The organism is Pseudoalteromonas sp. TAE56 (genome assembly GCF_000497955.1).
Taxonomy (GTDB): Bacteria; Pseudomonadota; Gammaproteobacteria; order Enterobacterales; family Alteromonadaceae; genus Pseudoalteromonas.
The window spans coordinates 1-17458 of the sequence record NZ_AUTN01000150.1 but is presented as its reverse complement, the minus strand read 5'-3'; the positions used below and the strand labels follow the sequence as shown (position 1 = coordinate 17458).

At 36.4% G+C, this 17458-nt stretch carries 13 protein-coding genes and 1 pseudogene; 6 read left to right on the top strand and 8 right to left on the bottom strand.

Annotated elements, in window-relative coordinates; all coding sequences use genetic code 11:
* Both L656_RS0119420 and L656_RS0119415 read right to left on the bottom strand, forming a co-directional pair.
* The coding region (locus tag L656_RS0119420) for a M28 family peptidase (RefSeq protein ID WP_024600445.1) at positions 1-1108 on the bottom strand (1108 nt) is incomplete at its 3' end.
* Between the two features lie 172 nt (positions 1109-1280).
* Positions 1281-1694: a hypothetical protein gene (locus L656_RS0119415; RefSeq protein WP_024600444.1), complete on the bottom strand. Its 414-nt coding sequence runs from the start codon at positions 1692-1694 to the stop codon at positions 1281-1283.
* A 149-nt stretch (positions 1695-1843) separates the two neighbouring features.
* Here L656_RS0119415 and L656_RS0119410 point away from each other — a divergent pair, with 149 nt between their 5' ends.
* Complete coding sequence (locus L656_RS0119410) at positions 1844-2641, top strand: hypothetical protein (protein ID WP_024600443.1); 798 nt, start codon at positions 1844-1846, stop codon at positions 2639-2641.
* A 6-nt stretch (positions 2642-2647) separates the two neighbouring features.
* On the opposite strand, the gene L656_RS0119405 is transcribed toward L656_RS0119410, so the two are convergent.
* On the bottom strand, positions 2648-3052 hold the full coding sequence (locus L656_RS0119405; RefSeq protein WP_024600442.1) for a GFA family protein: 405 nt from the start codon (positions 3050-3052) through the stop codon (positions 2648-2650).
* Positions 3053-3262: 210 nt separating this feature from the next.
* Here L656_RS0119405 and L656_RS0119400 point away from each other — a divergent pair, with 210 nt between their 5' ends.
* Positions 3263-4123, top strand: a complete 861-nt coding sequence (locus L656_RS0119400; protein WP_024600441.1) for a hypothetical protein — start codon at positions 3263-3265, stop codon at positions 4121-4123.
* 151 nt (positions 4124-4274) lie between these two features.
* Positions 4275-6122, top strand: coding sequence for an ABC transporter ATP-binding protein (locus L656_RS0119395; RefSeq protein WP_024600440.1), 1848 nt, complete (start codon positions 4275-4277; stop codon positions 6120-6122).
* 131 nt (positions 6123-6253) lie between these two features.
* On the opposite strand, the gene L656_RS0119390 is transcribed toward L656_RS0119395, so the two are convergent.
* From L656_RS0119390 to L656_RS0119365, 5 genes are all read right to left on the bottom strand, one after another.
* A complete protein-coding gene (locus L656_RS0119390; RefSeq protein WP_024600439.1) occupies positions 6254-6673 on the bottom strand; it encodes an MAPEG family protein in 420 nt (139 codons plus the stop codon).
* 189 nt (positions 6674-6862) lie between these two features.
* Complete coding sequence (locus L656_RS0119385) at positions 6863-9067, bottom strand: tetratricopeptide repeat-containing diguanylate cyclase (RefSeq protein WP_241763453.1); 2205 nt, start codon at positions 9065-9067, stop codon at positions 6863-6865.
* Between the two features lie 413 nt (positions 9068-9480).
* Positions 9481-10590 carry an endonuclease/exonuclease/phosphatase family protein gene (locus tag L656_RS0119380; RefSeq protein WP_024600437.1) on the bottom strand — a complete coding sequence of 370 codons (1110 nt, stop codon included), beginning with the start codon at positions 10588-10590 and terminating at the stop codon, positions 9481-9483.
* Between the two features lie 682 nt (positions 10591-11272).
* A complete protein-coding gene (locus tag L656_RS0119370; protein ID WP_024600435.1) occupies positions 11273-12343 on the bottom strand; it encodes a reverse transcriptase family protein in 1071 nt (356 codons plus the stop codon).
* Positions 12344-12567: 224 nt separating this feature from the next.
* A complete protein-coding gene (locus tag L656_RS0119365; RefSeq protein WP_024600434.1) occupies positions 12568-13752 on the bottom strand; it encodes a phosphoribosyltransferase-like protein in 1185 nt (394 codons plus the stop codon).
* A gap of 259 nt (positions 13753-14011) precedes the next feature.
* On the opposite strand from L656_RS0119365, the gene L656_RS0119360 reads away from it, so the two are divergent.
* The 3 genes and pseudogenes from L656_RS0119360 to avtA form a co-directional block, all read left to right on the top strand.
* A complete protein-coding gene (locus L656_RS0119360) occupies positions 14012-16303 on the top strand; it encodes a peptidase U32 family protein (RefSeq protein ID WP_024600433.1) in 2292 nt (763 codons plus the stop codon).
* Positions 16304-16314: 11 nt separating this feature from the next.
* Positions 16315-16974: a glutathione S-transferase gene (locus tag L656_RS0119355; RefSeq protein ID WP_024600432.1), complete on the top strand. Its 660-nt coding sequence runs from the start codon at positions 16315-16317 to the stop codon at positions 16972-16974.
* Between the two features lie 136 nt (positions 16975-17110).
* Positions 17111-17458 (top strand): annotated as a pseudogene (gene avtA / locus L656_RS0119350) (valine--pyruvate transaminase); the annotation flags it as partial.

Sequence of the window (17458 nt, the reverse complement as noted above, 5' to 3'; positions counted from 1 at the left end):
AAGCCATAGACGCCATAGTTACTGCATTAAGTGAGGTTAGCTTAGCCGCATAGTCAAAATCAACACCTTCAATGGTATCACCATACTCAACACCATCTTCAGTGCGTAAATCTTGATGCTGACGATCGTAGTGCTCATTAGTTTCCATAATACGCACTGCAGCAAAACCTGCGTCATTAAATGGACGATGATGCCCACCACGGCCAAATCTATCTAATCGATATACAAGCATTGTATCTAAATTAGGAATATATCTGTCAGCAATAGTGTCTATGTAGCGAGCTAAATTACGACTCGCAGAATCAACTTCACCACCTGTAAAGCGACGAGTATTAGCTTGCTTTTTAGTTTCAACAACACGGGTACCTTCTGAAAATATACGTGCAGTGGTGTTGTCAGTTACGCCATTAATACCGGTAATATTGCCAATCATATCGTTGTTTAAAACGCCATGAACTTGCCAGTCATGCTTTTGTGCATAAGCCGTTAATATTTTACCGCCAAATAAACCTTGCTCTTCGCCCGAAAGCGCCGCGTAAACTACTGAACCATTAAATTTGTATTTACTTAAAACACGAGCAGCTTCTATAACACCAGCTACACCTGATGCATTATCATTTGCGCCAGGAGAGTCGCTAGTAAAATCCATAACATCACTTACACGTGAATCTATATCACCCGACATCATCACCATTCGATTAGGCTCGCTTGATCCGCGTTGAATAGCCACTATGTTAACCACTTCAACAGGATTAGGAATGCGTTTTTCGCCCGATATAGTGTCCTTTACTTCAATAATTTCCAAACAACCACCACACTGTGCCGATATTTTTTCAAATTCTTTTTTTATCCAGCGCCTAGCCGCACCAATACCTCGAGTATCCGATTTAGTATCTGAAAGCGTATGACGAGTACCAAAATCCACCAGCGTTTGAATATCACTACCAATACGGGTAGCCGACACTTCACTTGCTATGTCATGTAACTTTTGTTGGTCGGTATATTGTAATTGTGTTTCACCATGTGCTGATAATGCAAGTGTGCAGGCACCTGCAATTGCAGTAAATTTAAGTAACGTTGTTGTGATTTTCAAAGGTGTTTTAAGCATCTATTAGCTCCTAATTATTATAGTGTAACCATTACCTAAGTAAGATTTTATGGCAATACATTTGAGGTAGATGCAGAAAGGAGCACGCTAAAGCGCATTTACAAGAGGTTACTAGGATAGTAAAAAGCCCACTACCTTGAATGGTTCTGGCCAAAATTTATTATGCATATTTTTAATAAGTGGTTTTAATATCAAATTCTTTTAAAAAGGCCTCATGTCCCCCTAAGCTTGCAAGCACACCAGCAGAAAACATAAATATTAATACAAATGCTAAACAGATCAAAAACTCCGAACTATTTTCAGGATTAATATAGTAGTTAAGTAAAAAACCACTCAAGACACCTATAAAAGCAATTTTGCTAAATAAAAAATAACTTGGGATCTCAAATGCCCAAACAGAGGTGTTGTTTACAAACTGCCTATATCCATACGTCATAAAAGCCAACAGACCAATAATACCAATTGCAAAAGTAGTCACTGTGGTCAGTGCGCTCATGTTTTTATAAATAAGCACATACCCTAATCGTAAAGAATAGATAAATACTGCAAACCATGCCAAAACAGCAGGCCCTAAAATTAATCCCATTTTCAATCCTTGAATAACGTCTAACTAATTAATTGCTAATACAATATTATATTTAGAGGTTAAATTACAAACCTTGTTACACAATAATCTATTATAAAGTGTGTTTTTCATGGCACACTATCATTGTGTTTATATATATAGTTTAAGTTATGCGCCAGCTAAAAGAAGATACAGTTAAAAGTAACCTTATTGAATCGCAGCAAAGTGCATACGGTCCCGTATGTGTGTACCAAAATAAAGAATATCGTTGGCTAACCCTTGCACAAAAGGCCAATGATGACATAACTATTCAAGGTGTTATGAACCTAACACACCCTGAGCAAGTAATCGTACCTGTAAACCAGTGCATGCTGCTGTTTTTACTTAAACCGGTAGATACACTAAACATATTAAATCTAGGTTTAGGCACTGCAGGGTTTGAGCGAATTATGTATCACTTGCAAAGTAGTACGCCTTACATAAACACCATCAATACATTTAACACAGTAGAAATAAACCCAAGCATTGCTTTAATTGCTGCTCAGCACTTTAAGTTACCAATTAAGCACAGCAGCTATTTACAATGCGCCGAGCAATATATTTCGCAATGCTCTGATCACTTTAACGTGATCACTATCGATATTTTTAGTGGTGAATATCATCAGCCTTTTTTAACCAGCGATAGCTTTTGGCAAAACATAAACCGCTGTAGTGAGCCAAGTACTCAAGTAATCATTAATTTAAACCCGCAAACTGGCAAAGAGTTGCAAATGCTTTTAGTGCTTTTAAGGCAACATTTTAAGTGCTTAGCGATAATAGAGTTTAACGAATACAAAAATATAGTAATCATACTAAGCCAGCAAACATTAATGCACATAAACGTTGATGAAATACAAAACTCACCTGTGTTTATAAATTTTGCGCCAAACCTTTATAAAAGTATTAACAGTATTTACCACATTGAATAAAATGCGTTACCGCCCAGGTTCATGTTTTTCATAGCACGGTAAGCTTGTTTCTAGCTGCTCCCAGTTAGCTTTAGACGTAACAAAATTATGCGATAATACCAGCTCAGTAATATCGCTATCGAATATTCCTAAACGAATTCGTATTCTGCTTTTACCATCATTGTTGCTACTGTAAACCGGCGAGCCGCAACATTTACAAAAGTAACGAGTGCGCCCTGGTTTAAAACTAAATTCACTCAGCTGCTCTTGTCCTTTAGTTATTATAAAGTCCTCAGTATTTACAAAGCCATTGGTTGCAAATGCAGTCCCGCTGTTTTTTCTGCACAGTGAGCAATGACAATGAATAATGCTGGTTATACTACCCGACACTTCAACATTTACCTCACCACACAAACACGAACCCGTATACATAAAACGTCCTAATAATTTAAACTCAGCTAAAGCTTGCCGAGCTGATTGAATGCAAAGGTTATATTACATTTTCAAGCTCTATCAAACCATACCTATTGCTTTAATGATTGACATAAAAACATTAAATTGGTTACATAACCTTTGCTTTAAAGTTATAGCCAAAAAGATAATTGGTTAACCAAAAACACCTAAACTTACTGAGATCCAATTATGCATTTTAAACACACGTTACTTTTATGTTTGTTAAGCACGCTAGCGGCGTGTTCAACCATTTCTAAAAACACGTCAAGCGATTGGCTACTTATTGATGATTTTGAAAATTCACTTAGCAAGTGGCAGAGTGTCGATACGCAAAATGAAACTAAACCACAGGTTAAAAACCCACAAATAACAGTTATACAACCAGAACAAGCAACTACATCTACATCTACATCTACATCTACATCTACAAATCATTATTTACTAAAAAAGCCTGCACGCGATGGTATTGTTGGCAATCGCAAAGCGCTTTCTTATACAAAGCTTCCACAAGCGGTTGAAGTTGGTCAAACCTACACATTTTATATACGTATAAACGTGGCTGCTTTTCCTAATAACCATGCTTTTGGATTAAGCAACCTCACGCCAGAGCTAATTAATAAACATGCGTACGATGCGTTTGAGCCTACACTTCGCGTAACCGATAAAACAGAATCAAACGGACTTGTAAACGATGGCGCATTAATGGTTAAAATCGGCAATGGGTATAGCAACATTCAAAACTACACTACCAAACAATCGGCCAAGCCACTGCAAACAAATACATGGTACGATGTGTGGTACGTTGTTAATAACGCAGCAGCCTCAAAGCAAGGTCAGCAATACGATGTTTACGTAAAAGGTGGTGAATTTAGCAAGCAAACACTGGTGTATAAAAATGCACAATTTAGAATGAAGCGCGAACAACCTCTTATATACTTTTTAGCAAACTGTAATACAGGCCCGATTAAAAAGCCTTACGGAAATGGTGGCCTCAGATATGACGATTTATACATGAGCAAAGGCACAAACCTAAATAACCCAATGCTATAAAAGTAAGTAAAGTGCTTTTTTGATGCTCTTTTTGACATAGGTTTATATAAATAATGCTCTAGTATATTCACAATTAATACCTTGCAAACCTGCATTTAAAAACACTTAAATGGTATGATACGCATCATTATTTGCCATTTAAGTTTTTAAAATGTATCGATTATTTGAAAAAATGACAAAAGCATTTCCTGAGGACCAACCCACTCAGCCACCTTCTACTTTGTTTGCTTTTTGCCGTCACTACACCAAAGGAATGGAGCTCTCGCTGCTGCTAATGTCAATCAGCGCCGCCCTGCTCGCTATTTTAGAGGTTTCTTTATTTAGCTACATGGGCCAACTTGTGGATTGGTTAACCGCCTACACACCCGAAACCTTGTTTGTAGAGCAAAAGTCAGAACTTATCAAAATGGCTGTTATGCTATTAGTTGTGCTGCCCGTTGTTGTATTTTTTCATTCTGCTATTTTGCACCAAGCATTACTGGGCAATTATCCCATGTCGATTCGCTGGTTAGCGCATCGTTATTTACTGCGTCAAAGTGTTAGCTTTTATCAAAATGAATTTGCAGGAAGAATAGCCACTAAAGTATTACAAACCTCTTTAGCTGTTCGCGAAACCGTTACAAAGCTACTCGATGTATTAATGTACATAGTGGTTTACTTTGGCTCTATGGTATTTTTAGTGGCCGAAGCTGATTGGCGGTTAATGATTCCGCTACTGGTTTGGTTAGTTTTATACATTTTCGTGCAGCTTTACTTTGTACCGCGTCTTAAAAAAATTGCCAGCTCACAAGCAGATGCTCGCTCAGAAATGACCGGTCGAATTGTTGATAGTTACACTAATATTTCTACAATTAAGCTGTTTTCGTATACCCAACGTGAAGAGCAATACGCAAAACAAAGCATGGATGTATTTTTGCAGCCTGTGTACAAACAAATGCGCTTAGTCACCAGCTTAAACTTTGTTATTCAAACCCTAAATTATCTATTAGTGTTCTCTGTTGCTGCCGTATCACTTTACCTATGGTCACTTAGCGCAATTAGCGCAGGTGCTATTGCGGTAGCCGTTAGCTTAGCACTCAGATTAAACGGCATGGCACAGTGGATCATGTGGGAAATAAGCAGCTTATTCGAAAACATCGGCACCGTAGCCGATGGCATGAAAACACTGTCAAACCCTATTGAAGTTGCCGATAAACCAAACGCCGATACGCTTAACGTAAGCCAAGGTGCTATTGAGTTTAACAACGTACACTTTAACTACGGAAAAGCTGCAAACGAAACTAATCGCAGCCCTGTAATGAACGGTTTAAACTTAAATATTAAACCTGGCGAAAAAATAGGTTTAGTCGGTCGCTCTGGTGCAGGTAAGTCAACACTTGTTAACTTACTACTGCGTTTTTACGATACCGACTCTGGCACAATAAAAATTGATGGTCAAAACATCACAGATGTAAGCCAAGAAAGCCTACGCCGTTATATAGCGATGGTTACACAAGATACGTCCCTGCTACATCGCTCAGTAAAAGACAACATTTTGTACGGTCGCCCTGATGCAACGCAAGCTGAGATGATAACCGCTACTAAACAAGCTAAAGCACTTGAGTTTATAAATGACTTAGTAGATAGCAAAGGTAACAAAGGCTTTGACGCACAAGTAGGCGAACGCGGCGTTACTCTTTCGGGCGGTCAGCGCCAGCGTATTGCTATTGCACGTGTGCTACTTAAAAATGCACCCATACTTATACTCGACGAAGCCACCAGCGCACTCGACTCAGAAGTAGAGGCAGCAATTCAGGCAAGCCTTGATGATTTAATGACAGGCAAAACAGTCATCGCGATAGCGCATAGGCTCTCAACCATTGCACAAATGGATAGATTAATTGTACTTGATGATGGCGGCGTAGTTGAGCAAGGCACTCATGAAGAACTAATCGCTAAAGGTGGAATTTACGCAGCTCTATGGACACATCAAACAGGTGGGTTTATAGGCGTCGATTAGCCATTAATATTGCCTTACTGTAGACGTGGTTTATATTCTGCTGCTACCTAAACAAAAAAGCGAAGATGCCTTAAAGGCTCTTCGCTTTTTTGTTTAAAGTTATAAATAGAGTTTATAACTTTTTTAATAAATTAAGAGATTAGTCTTAACCCTATCATTATCAGCATAACCACATTAGCAAGCACCCCTATTAAAAAGAAGTAACTACGTGGGCTTGGGTTTTTCTCTGTTGCGATAGCATAGTACAGCACCATATGGATTAAGCGCGCAATTAAGTACACCCAAACACACATTGCAAAAATAGGGCTCTGTAAATTAATTACAAACGCAAATAAAACAGTACCTATAAATAACGCGCTGTTTTCAAGCGTATTATGAAACGTACGATGCGCTCTAAATATAAAACTGTCGTGCGATAAATCATCGCTAATTTTACCTGGTACAGCATTAGGCTCTTTAGCTTTGCTAAACGTAGCGACCGCCCACTGTACAAGCAACATAATTAAATAGAGGTAAAATGCCAAATAGGCCGAAAGTGCAACTTCTGTCATTGTTAAGTTCCCTGTTTTGTTTTTTAACTTAGTTAGGGGAGCAATATCAAAGCCAAAGTTAATGCTTTGATATTTAGAGGATTAATTTTTTAAGCCCAATCACATATGTAAGTAACTCACAGCGTTGTATAAAATTTACTTGTTATGATTTTAAAAACCACATCAAAACTGAGCTATATACAGTTGGGTTTACTCCGATCTAAAAAGCTTAAATTCTTCAAACGAAGCATCCCATAATACAACTTGGTTACGACACAAAGACTTAGCTTCATAAAGAGCTAAATCAGCCTGTTCAATTAACTCAGAAGGAGTTCTGGCTTTAAATTTGATTGAGGTAACCCCAAAACTACACGTAACAGGAATCTCATCAAAGATTGCTTCTTCTACTTTAATTCGAATTGCCTCAGCAATCCGAATTGCTTGCTCTTGAGTTGTATTGGGTAAAATAATACAAAACTCTTCGCCACCAAAACGAGCAACACGATCACTTTTACGTATATTGGCTTGTAACAGCTCAGCCACGCCACAAAGTACAGTGTCGCCAATGCTATGCCCATAAGTATCATTAACACTTTTAAAATGATCGATATCGACCATTAAAATACAATATTCTTCAATCTGAGGTAAATTCAAAAAGTCACGATTCATAACCTCAAATAAAATGCGACGGTTATAACAATTGGTCAAAGGATCTCTTGCAGCCAAATAGTCCAACTCTTCATTACGTTTTTTAGAAGCAATAAAACTTCTATAAACCAGTAAAACAATAGCTAAACAAGCAGCTAATAAAAATGCGAGCGCAATACTCGCATATTTGTTTTTTGCAAGCTCTAGCTCTGATATAACCCTAGCTTGGTCAGATATTTCAATTTCATTGTTTTTCTTTTCAAGCTCAAGTTGATGGAGTTTTTCTTTTTCTCTCAAGGTCTCCAGCTCTGTTTCCATCTTGTGAGAATGCAAATGTGCTTTTTCAAGAGCAAGCTTATTTTCGTCTCTTTCGTTTTGAAGAATTTCGGTCAGGGCTATTTCTTCTTCCGCGTAACGAAGTGACTCGTCTATGCGCCCACGCAGCTTTTCGGCTATTCGAATTTCACGATAAGCGTATAGCATATGTAACTTATCATCTAACTGCGTTGATAAAGCGAGTGATCTTTTAAGTAAGATAATCGCCTCATTTGTATCAATTCCAATTAAAATCGCGGCTAGCGCTGTTAGCGACTTTATTTCATAAAGTTTATTACCCGTTACTCTCGCGACCGATAATGACTCTTTATAATACTCAATAGCCTTATTTTTATCCCCATGAGCGCGATAAATATTAGCAATAATCCGCGACGTTATGGAAATGTAAGACTTAAGGTTTTCAGCTTTATAAGTTACGTAAGCTTTTTGTGCAAATTTCATCGCCGAATCTAAGTCGCCAGATTCATAGTTAATAACAGCCATCTCTCTCAAAGCCGTTGCCAGCGTTTTTTCCTCAACCATACCTTCTGGTAAATCAATGGTTATTTGATAAAAAAGCTCGGCCTGGTCAAATTGCTTTAATCGCGTATATAGCAGTCCCATTTGGTTCGATGTTTTAGCAATCCCAAGCACGTTATTTACTTTTTTATAATATAAATATGCCTTATTTACATGCTCGAGTGATTTTTCGTAAAGGTTAATATGACGATAAATAATACCCGCACCTAATAATGCTTTAGCCAAGCCAACAGGATCGTCAATTTTTTTATGTATGTCTAATGCGCGAGTGGAGTAATCAAGGGCTAAAACTAAATTATCTAAATAGCGCTGCGCTTCTGCTAGTGTATTTAATGTGCGCGCCATCAACTTTAAATCACCTAAATTGGTGTATATCCCTAAAGCTTTGGTATAAAAATAAGCCGTTTGCTCTCTATTTTTAAGCCGTTTGTACGACTGAGCTAATTTTTTATATGTTTCACCTAACTTTTTTTGTACAGATTCATCCTCATCAACGAGATACTTTAAAGCAGATGAGTATTGTGCGTTTGCATCAATATATTTTTTTTGGTCATAAAACGAATCCCCTTTAGTAAGAAGTACTTGCGCTATAAAAAACTCATCGCCATACACAAGTGTTGTAGGTAACAAAGTTTCAATGCTTGAAGCAAGTTCGTCATATCGTTTTTCATCTAATAATATTTTTATATAATTAATAGAGGCTTTTATTTGGTTATTAGCATCATTTAACTTGCTGTAATAAACAGAGGATTGTGAATAGTGATGAAGCGATTCATTAATATTATTATTTTTTTTATTCGCTTTACCTAACAAGTTATGCAACTTTGCACTGAGTAATGTGTCATCGGCACTCTGCGCTTGTGACAACAATTCCTTACTAAGTTCGATACTTGTTATGACGTCAGTATCCATAAGTAATTCGGCTCTTTTTAGTAGCCCTTCGCTGGATTCGTTGATCAAACTGTATGAGGTGGTTTCTTGCGCGTAAGCGCTGCTTAAGCTAATAAACAAAGCACAAAGCAAAGCTTTTACTAAAAATTTAGAATTATAAATTCGATTTACGAATAAACAGTGTACTTGCGAAATTAAGTCCATCTTTCGCGTGTGATACGAGTGAGTGTAAAATTCCATATTTACCATTCTAGTGATTTGTTATTAATTTAATGCAAAAATTCTGGCGATAAAATATACACATAAAGACTGCAGGTCAAGTTTCGCTGCAATATGAGTAATTGCTAATTTATGATTTTAGCATAATTATGCATATCGCAACTTAATTCTTTTTTTAGCTTAATCGTGCGCTGTAAGTTATTAGATGAGAAAACCTAGCTTCTCAGTTTAAGGGTAACCAATACAACACCGTGGTCGGTAGTTAAATCATCACGTTCGTACTCAGGGTTTATTAAGTGCCTATCGTAAGTGTTATAATTACTGACTTCAAAAAAGCTGTCATCGTAACTAGCGTCAAACTCACACGACAATAAAATGTAATCAAGCACAGAGCTGCTTGCGCCGTAGTAATGTGTTGGCGGCCTTAACAGTGCTGGTTTTGCTATGTTTATATTTTTTACTTGGCTTTTATCCGCTGAATCAGCAATCTCGCTGTTACCACTATCACAATCGCTTTGTACATCGTTTGTTATTGCTTCATCGCTAGAAACCTCATCAATACTTAGCTGCGACTTAATAAACAGATCCCATGAATCATTTAAACAATATTTAGCAAGGTAGGTTTTAGCGTCAAACGCAGGAGCAAAGCGTAATGTATTTGTGAGTAAATGGCTTAATACGCCATCCGCAAGTTCATTATTAAAGTCCCCCATTAATAGCATGGGTTGCTGCGTAGCTTCACGGCGAGTAATCATTTGTATCATTAGTAATGTGGCTTCACTGCCACGCTGAATAGTTGAGCCCCACCCGCCCGCTACATTCGCTTTTAAAATCTCAATTATGTTTTGCTCAGGTGCAAGCTCTTTATTGTGTTCATCAACTTCAATCATTGGGCGCTTAGATTTAAAGTGCACCACATAACAATCAGTATTACCTATATGCGGCAGCGTTATAGTTGCTCTTAGTACTTTGCGACTAAAGGTAAACTCACTATTAAGGCCAAGCGAACTCGCAAGCTCACTATCGTGTTCAACCGCTGCTACTTCAACTATGGGATATTTAGAGGCAATCGCTACAACGGGGCGTCTATAAATAAAATCATCAATTACCTCTGGCGTATCAACTACTGCAAAGTAGTTATAGCCTTGATCAGCAACTAGCTCTTTTAACGAATCAATACTAAACACTTCCTGAAAACCAATTACATCAGGCGCATGCTGCGTTAAGTAATCAACAATCCAACGCTGCTTTTTAGCCCACTGCTGCGCGGTATAAATTTTCTCAAACTCATAGAATGCATTGGGTGGCTCAAGGTAATTAAACAGGTTAAATGTGGCTATTTTTAGTTGGGTGTTTTTAACGAAATGAGCAACGTTGCTTTCTGTGCTTGTGTTTATTTGATTAGTTAATTGAACTAATCGTTGTATTTTAAATTCAATTTTTTGGATAAAATTAGCCTAACTAAAATGTAAGGTATGTAGACTATACCTGTTAATTTACTATTTTTGATAATGTGTAAAGCACTGTTGAATCAACCCTATATTTAGTAGGAATATCATAAACTTAAAAGATAATATATTACACAATTAAGTAATTCACAAAAATACTAACCCTGACAACAACTTGCCAATTCAAACCTTAGCATTTTTATGTTTTCCCTCAATTGAATAGACCAATCGGCTAGTTCTNCAGCCTCTAAACTATCCTCTAAAGGCTTTGGAGCTGAACCAGATTCAAAAAGAAGTTGCAACTTTATGGAAGAACCTCGTAGCTTATATGTCCAGTCATTTATATCTTCATTTTTTGGATTTTGTAAAAGTATATTAAGAATCTCGATAGATGCTTTGTGTTTTTCAGCCAAACGCCACTTATCTAGTTCGCGTTTACCTGTTAACTTATGGGTTAGATAAGCAATAAAAATACTTGAAAAAGCTGTAAGAATTGTTCCAAAAATACCACCAGCCAAAAATGCCGTTAAAAAAGTTGGTTGTTCCATGAATACTTCCTTTAATTAAAAAACAAACCTTTAGTTTGAATAAAATTTCTTAACTCCGACTCTCGGCTAAGCCCGAAGCTTTCTTCGACATTTTTAGCATGATTTATTTTACCAAATAACTCCTGAATCATACCAAATACTGAAGTGAATTTTCTATGTCGCATATGTTCAACAAGTCCATACTTTTTAAGTCCATAAATATGACAATCTATATCATTCTTATATCTTTTAGACAATTTTAAAGTTTCTCCTCCAACATTTATTCCAAGCACAAATTTTGGAGTGCTTGACGAAATAAATTTTATTTTATCTCTATTCAGCTCGAAGTTGTGATACTTTAGAATCTTAACTACTGATAATTTCAAATCCAAAAATTCTTGTCTACTCAAATCATTGAATGATGAAAATGTTATATCGTCAGCATATCTTGAATAAATTAAATTATTTTTATGCGCTAATCTTTGTAATTTACAATCAACATCAAAGAAGACTAAATTTGAGAGACTTGGGCTTGTTGGTGCTCCCTGAGGTAATACTCCAAAATTATCATTTTCCGAATTTGGATGCGTACACAATCGAGCCATTGCATAAGATGAGGAACCACTATATTTTAATTTTATCAATGACTTGTAAACTAATAACTCGTTGATGTTGCCAAAGAAGTCTGATATATCGAATTTAACTAAAGATTTTGCCCCTAAATGCTCACTTGCACATTTTACTATAGAAGCTCCTTTATGATATGAAAAACATCTCCAATGAACGGGGATTTTAGATAGGACTTGTTGATTTATGGTTCTTTGAACCAATTTTAATCTTTGATTCGGTTCTTTTATTTCCCTATTCCCTAAATTTTTCCTAATGAAAAAAATTTTATAAGGGTTTTCTTTCCTTGTCATTATGTCGTGTAGAAAAAAATAATCCACGCCCGTCAAATGGCTAATATGGTTCAATCCATGAATATAAGTACGATTATTGAACCTTTGACTATTCGATTCTGAAATAATATTTTCGAGGAAAGTTAAGTCTATATTTTTACTTAGTCCGGTGGCTATATAAGAGTGAGTAGAGTTAATCGTCATGATAATACCTATAGTTTTATCTTTTAATCTTTAGACTTTACGACGACGAAGTCATCGCACTAGGAGTAAAGTCGTTTAAAACTGACATATGTTTATCTAATTCAAAATATTTAAAGATATTAAATATTTGAAAGTAAAACTTCCCACATAAAGTCCGAAACATCTCGAAAGATGCCAAGCCGAAATACGGCAAGAACACTAAAATCAAGTACAATTAACACTACTCATCGATTAGGGTAATAAAAACTTTCATTAATATCAATACCTTTGTTACTTATGCATAACGCACTATATTCGTTCTTTGTACGATTTGTAATTGATACGTTGTTACCTTGAACTTTTAAAATATCCAAACCAACACAGATCTTGATGTACTGTTTTAAGTGTACTTTTTCTATTTTTGTTAACTTAATTAAGTTAGCTAAGGTAGTGATTTCAAGACTAATCATTATTTTAAGTAAGCTTCTAAGAGCCTGTTTCATATTTTTAGTGTTTTTAGATGATGATAACTCTACTATCAATGATCTTGGAACACCTCTACTAGGAAACAAAGCTTTCCACTGATTCGGTAGCATCAACAAATTTTCATCTTTTCCTTTATATATTTTAATATTTTTATGTAAGATAGAAGGCATGTTATTTGGTGCTGAGTGTTCAAAGAAAACTTTGACAAAAGAATCTTTAAAGCCTAACGGGTATAATTCGTTTTTGTTCGCATATCTTTTACATAGCTGAATGAATTTTGAACTATTTAGTGAGTCATAAAATGTAGGGCACTTATTTATTTTTATTATTTTGACTAAATTCTTATTTATGTTTTCAGATAAAAAAGTAATACCTTTATTTGTAGCCATATAACTTAAAATATATATTTTGATTACTCCACTAGATACCCAGCTTTTTATTGTTTTATGTTTATAGATAAAGTTAAAAAACTCTAATGTTCTCTTCCCACTTCCAATGACATCATCTACTAAAATTATAGCTTTCACTTTTTCTGCTCTCATGCAGGAAAGTGATGGAGTATTATAAGTTTTAGTCTTTTGATTGTGCTCTAAAACCACCGACTTACCATAACCTCGCCTTAATCTTGTTACTAAATTCGATGTTATCGCTTCACTACCTAAAGGTTCGTTTGGCATATTAAAAACCGGGTTCTTACTTTTATCAATAAGGTCAAAATAAGAAACTTCATCTTTATAAACTTCTCTAACTGGGATAATTGAAACTTTTTCTTCATCTTTTATGATTTTTTTAATCTCACTGGTAAGATCATCAATTACACTACTAGTCTCTATATAAATCAATTCATCAATCAAGTCCCTAGCATCAGTCCTATCTTCCGGATTAAATTGTTCTACCCAATTTTGGCATGAAGGTAAATTAGATTTTTTTATGCTACTCACCATACTTCTCACATCTAAATTTTGGCTATTTATTATAAAATGTATATAACTAGCTCTTTTAAACCTTTATATATTTTTCGTTTTTAAATAGTTTATCAGAGCTACTGATTTAACCACGATATTTAGAGAATTACCCATTACATACCCTAGGTCAATAGACAGTAAGAGATTTTATAATACTTTATATCCCTCAATAAATAGCATTAACGTGCTTAACCAGATAAAATTCGCGGCAATTAAATATGAGCAAAGTGAAGTTGTCATGAGTAGAAAGATTGAACTATTAGCCCCAGGCGGTGATGTTAACGCGGTAAAAGCCGCCATTGTAGCCGGTGCTAATGCGGTTTATTGTGGGTTAGATACCTTTAATGCACGTAACCGAGCGTCTAATCTTTCGTTTGATGAGCTTAACGGCGCACTTCGCTTAGCCCACGAATACGGCTGTGAGATTTTTTTAACGCTTAACGTGGTAATATTAGAGCACGAAATGGGTGCGCTATTTAAGCTGTTAAATCAGCTAGTAAATACAACTCTTGATGGCATAATTGTGCAAGATTTAGGATTGTTCAACATTGTTAAAAAACACTTTCCTACTTTGCATATTCACGCATCAACGCAGTTAACTACGCATAACGAATCGCAAGTTGAGTTTTTAGCGCGCATTGGCGCTACACGTGTAAATTTATCGCGCGAGCTTAACTTAACTGAAATTAAAATATTGACCGACGTAGCGCACAAATGCGACGTACTAACCGAAGTGTTTGTACATGGCGCATTATGTATTGCGTTTTCAGGGCAATGTTATTCAAGCTCAGTAAGTGTAGGTAACTCGGGTAATCGTGGTCGCTGCTCGCAAGCATGTCGTGATGAATATGAGCCAACGGCAATGGGTAACAAACACCCATTAAACTTAAAAGATAACTCAGCTTATTTTGACCTACCAGAGCTGGTAGCCGCAGGCGTTGATTCGTTAAAAGTAGAAGGCCGAATTAAAGGCGCTAACTACGTACATACGGTTATTGACAGCTGGCGCAAACAAATAGATACCTTTGTACAAACCGGTAACTTAATTGAAGACGACTCAAGCTTATATAAAGTGTTTAACCGTAACTTTACTAATAAGTTTTTAACCGGCGACATGACCAAAAATATGTTTACCGACAATCCGCGAGACCATAGCTTTGATCACGCTAACGAAAAAAACAACGCGATTTCGGTAGTGCAAATTTACGATGCGCAACAAGAGCTTTCTACCCAAAAAAGTGAAATTGATTCGTTAGTTAAAAAGAAAATTGAGTTTTTAGATATTTCAAAGCGCGAGCTTTCATTAGAATTTACAGGGCAATTAAATCAGCCATTCACTGTAAACATAATTATTGAAGATAAAAACGATATTACGCTTTCAAATAAAAACGCAAAAGAACCTCTACGCTTTGAAGTTCAATCGCAAATGCCTATACAAATAGCCGACAAATCAGTTGTTGATATTGCTGCCATTGATAAGCGCTTTAAAACGTTTAGTAATGCCAATTTTGAAATTAAAAATATGGATTACACAAACCTCGGCGACAACTTAAGCATTCCGTTTAAAGAGCTAGCGCGTATTAAAAAGCAAGTCGCTTTTTTATTAAACGAAGGGAAAGACGTTATAGCGCCAGTTGAATTACCTAAACTAGTGAATCACGAAAAAGCCGAAAATATAACTACACTTTCTATTTTAATATCGGACATAAAAGACGCTCACTTATGTAATTTAACAGCTGGTGACGTTTACTTTAAATTACCTGAGAGCTTTAGAACCGATAACGATAAATACATAAATGTATTTTTAGAACACCCGCAGTTAATTCCGTGGTTTCCAGCTGTACTAATTGGTAAAGATTTTGAAGAAGCTGTACGTTTACTCGAGGTTGTAAAACCTAAACTTATTATTAGTAATAACACAGGCGTAGCATACAAAGCAGTGCAAATGGGTATTGACTGGATTGCAGGCCCGTTATTAAACACCACAAACTCTTATGCATTATTAACGCTACAAGAGGATTTAAATGCTAAAGGCGCGTTTATTTCAAACGAGATTAACAAACAGCAAATGCGTAGTATTAAACGCCCTAACGACTTTAAAATGATGTACAGCATTTATCATCCAATACTAATGATGACCAGCCGTCAGTGTTTTTTCCAGCAAACCGTAGGCTGTAAAAAACCACGTATTGACGCAAGCTGTATGCTGAGCTGTAAAAAAGAAACAACCGTTACCAATGTTAAAGGCATTAGCTTTGCCATTGATAAACAAAAAGGCGGCTACCCGAGCATTTATAACCATGAGCAATTTTTAAATATGGATATTGTGACCGATTACGCTGACAAGTTTGACGAGTTTATGATTGATTTAACCGACATTGGCTCAGGCGATAAAGAAAAGCTAGATAAAGCCGTGTTACTTGCACACTTCCAAGATTTAATTAGTGGGCAAACACACGCGGCCGATCAGTTAAATCACATGGTAAAAGTAAAAACACGTCAGCAATATGTTGAAGGCTTAAATAGCTAAGGTAAGTAAACATGACATTGCCATTATTATATTCATTACAACACTGCCCATACGCAATGCGTGCACGAATGGGTATTTTAATGGCAGAGCAACACGTGCTCCTACGCGCTATAAAAACTAAAAACAAACCACCGCATCTTTTGAAAATATCACCAAAAGGCACGGTGCCTGTTTTATTACTGCCGAATAATCAAGTAATAGATGAAAGCCTAGACATTATGCTCTGGGCATTAGAGCAAAATGACCCACATAATTTACTGCATACTCAAAACCCATTAGCACTTGAGCGCATGCTTGAATTAATTAAGTTGAACGACATACAATTTAAACCCGTACTTGAAAAGTACAAGTTTTACGCTCGCACAAAAGACATGGCACAAATTTACTACCAAAAAGCCTGCGAAGAGTTTATTAAGCAATTCGAAGCAAAACTAACCACGCATAAATACTTAATGGGCAATGAAAAAAGCCTAGCCGATTATGCCCTGCTACCGTTTATTAGACAGTTTGCCCGTGTAGATAAACACTGGTACTTGCAAAGTGAATACACGCATGTGCGCGCCTGGTTAAACGAGTTTTTACACGCCCCCATGTTTACCAAAGTTATGACCAAATTTGATTTGTATATGGACTGTGGCGAAGAGTTTTTATACGGCGTTAAAAAGCCTTAACTTAGCCCCGATCTTATAATAAATTACCTTGCCATTATTAGCTGTAAAACCAAGCATTGAATTATTCTCATCATCGAATTTAAGCCCTTTATTTACGCTATACTGCCCTCCCCATTATTAACAAACGCTATGCATTATGAACTACTCAAACTTTGGCACTAAATTTACACAACCCAACGGCATTACTCAGTTAATGGAAGATTTAGGCGGTGCTAAAAACAGCAACAATCCTAATATTGTTATGCTGGGTGGCGGTAATCCCGCATTAGTACCACAAGTAAATGAAGTTTTTTTAAGTGAATTACAAAAACTCGTTGCCAGTAATAAGGTATCGCAAGTATTTGGCCTTTACGACGGCCCAACGGGTAACGACGAGTTTAGGGCTGCATTAGCAGGCCAGCTAAGTAAAGAGTATGCATGGGATATTAGCGCCGATAACATAGCACTTGGTAATGGCAGCCAAGCTAACTTTTTTGTGTTGTTT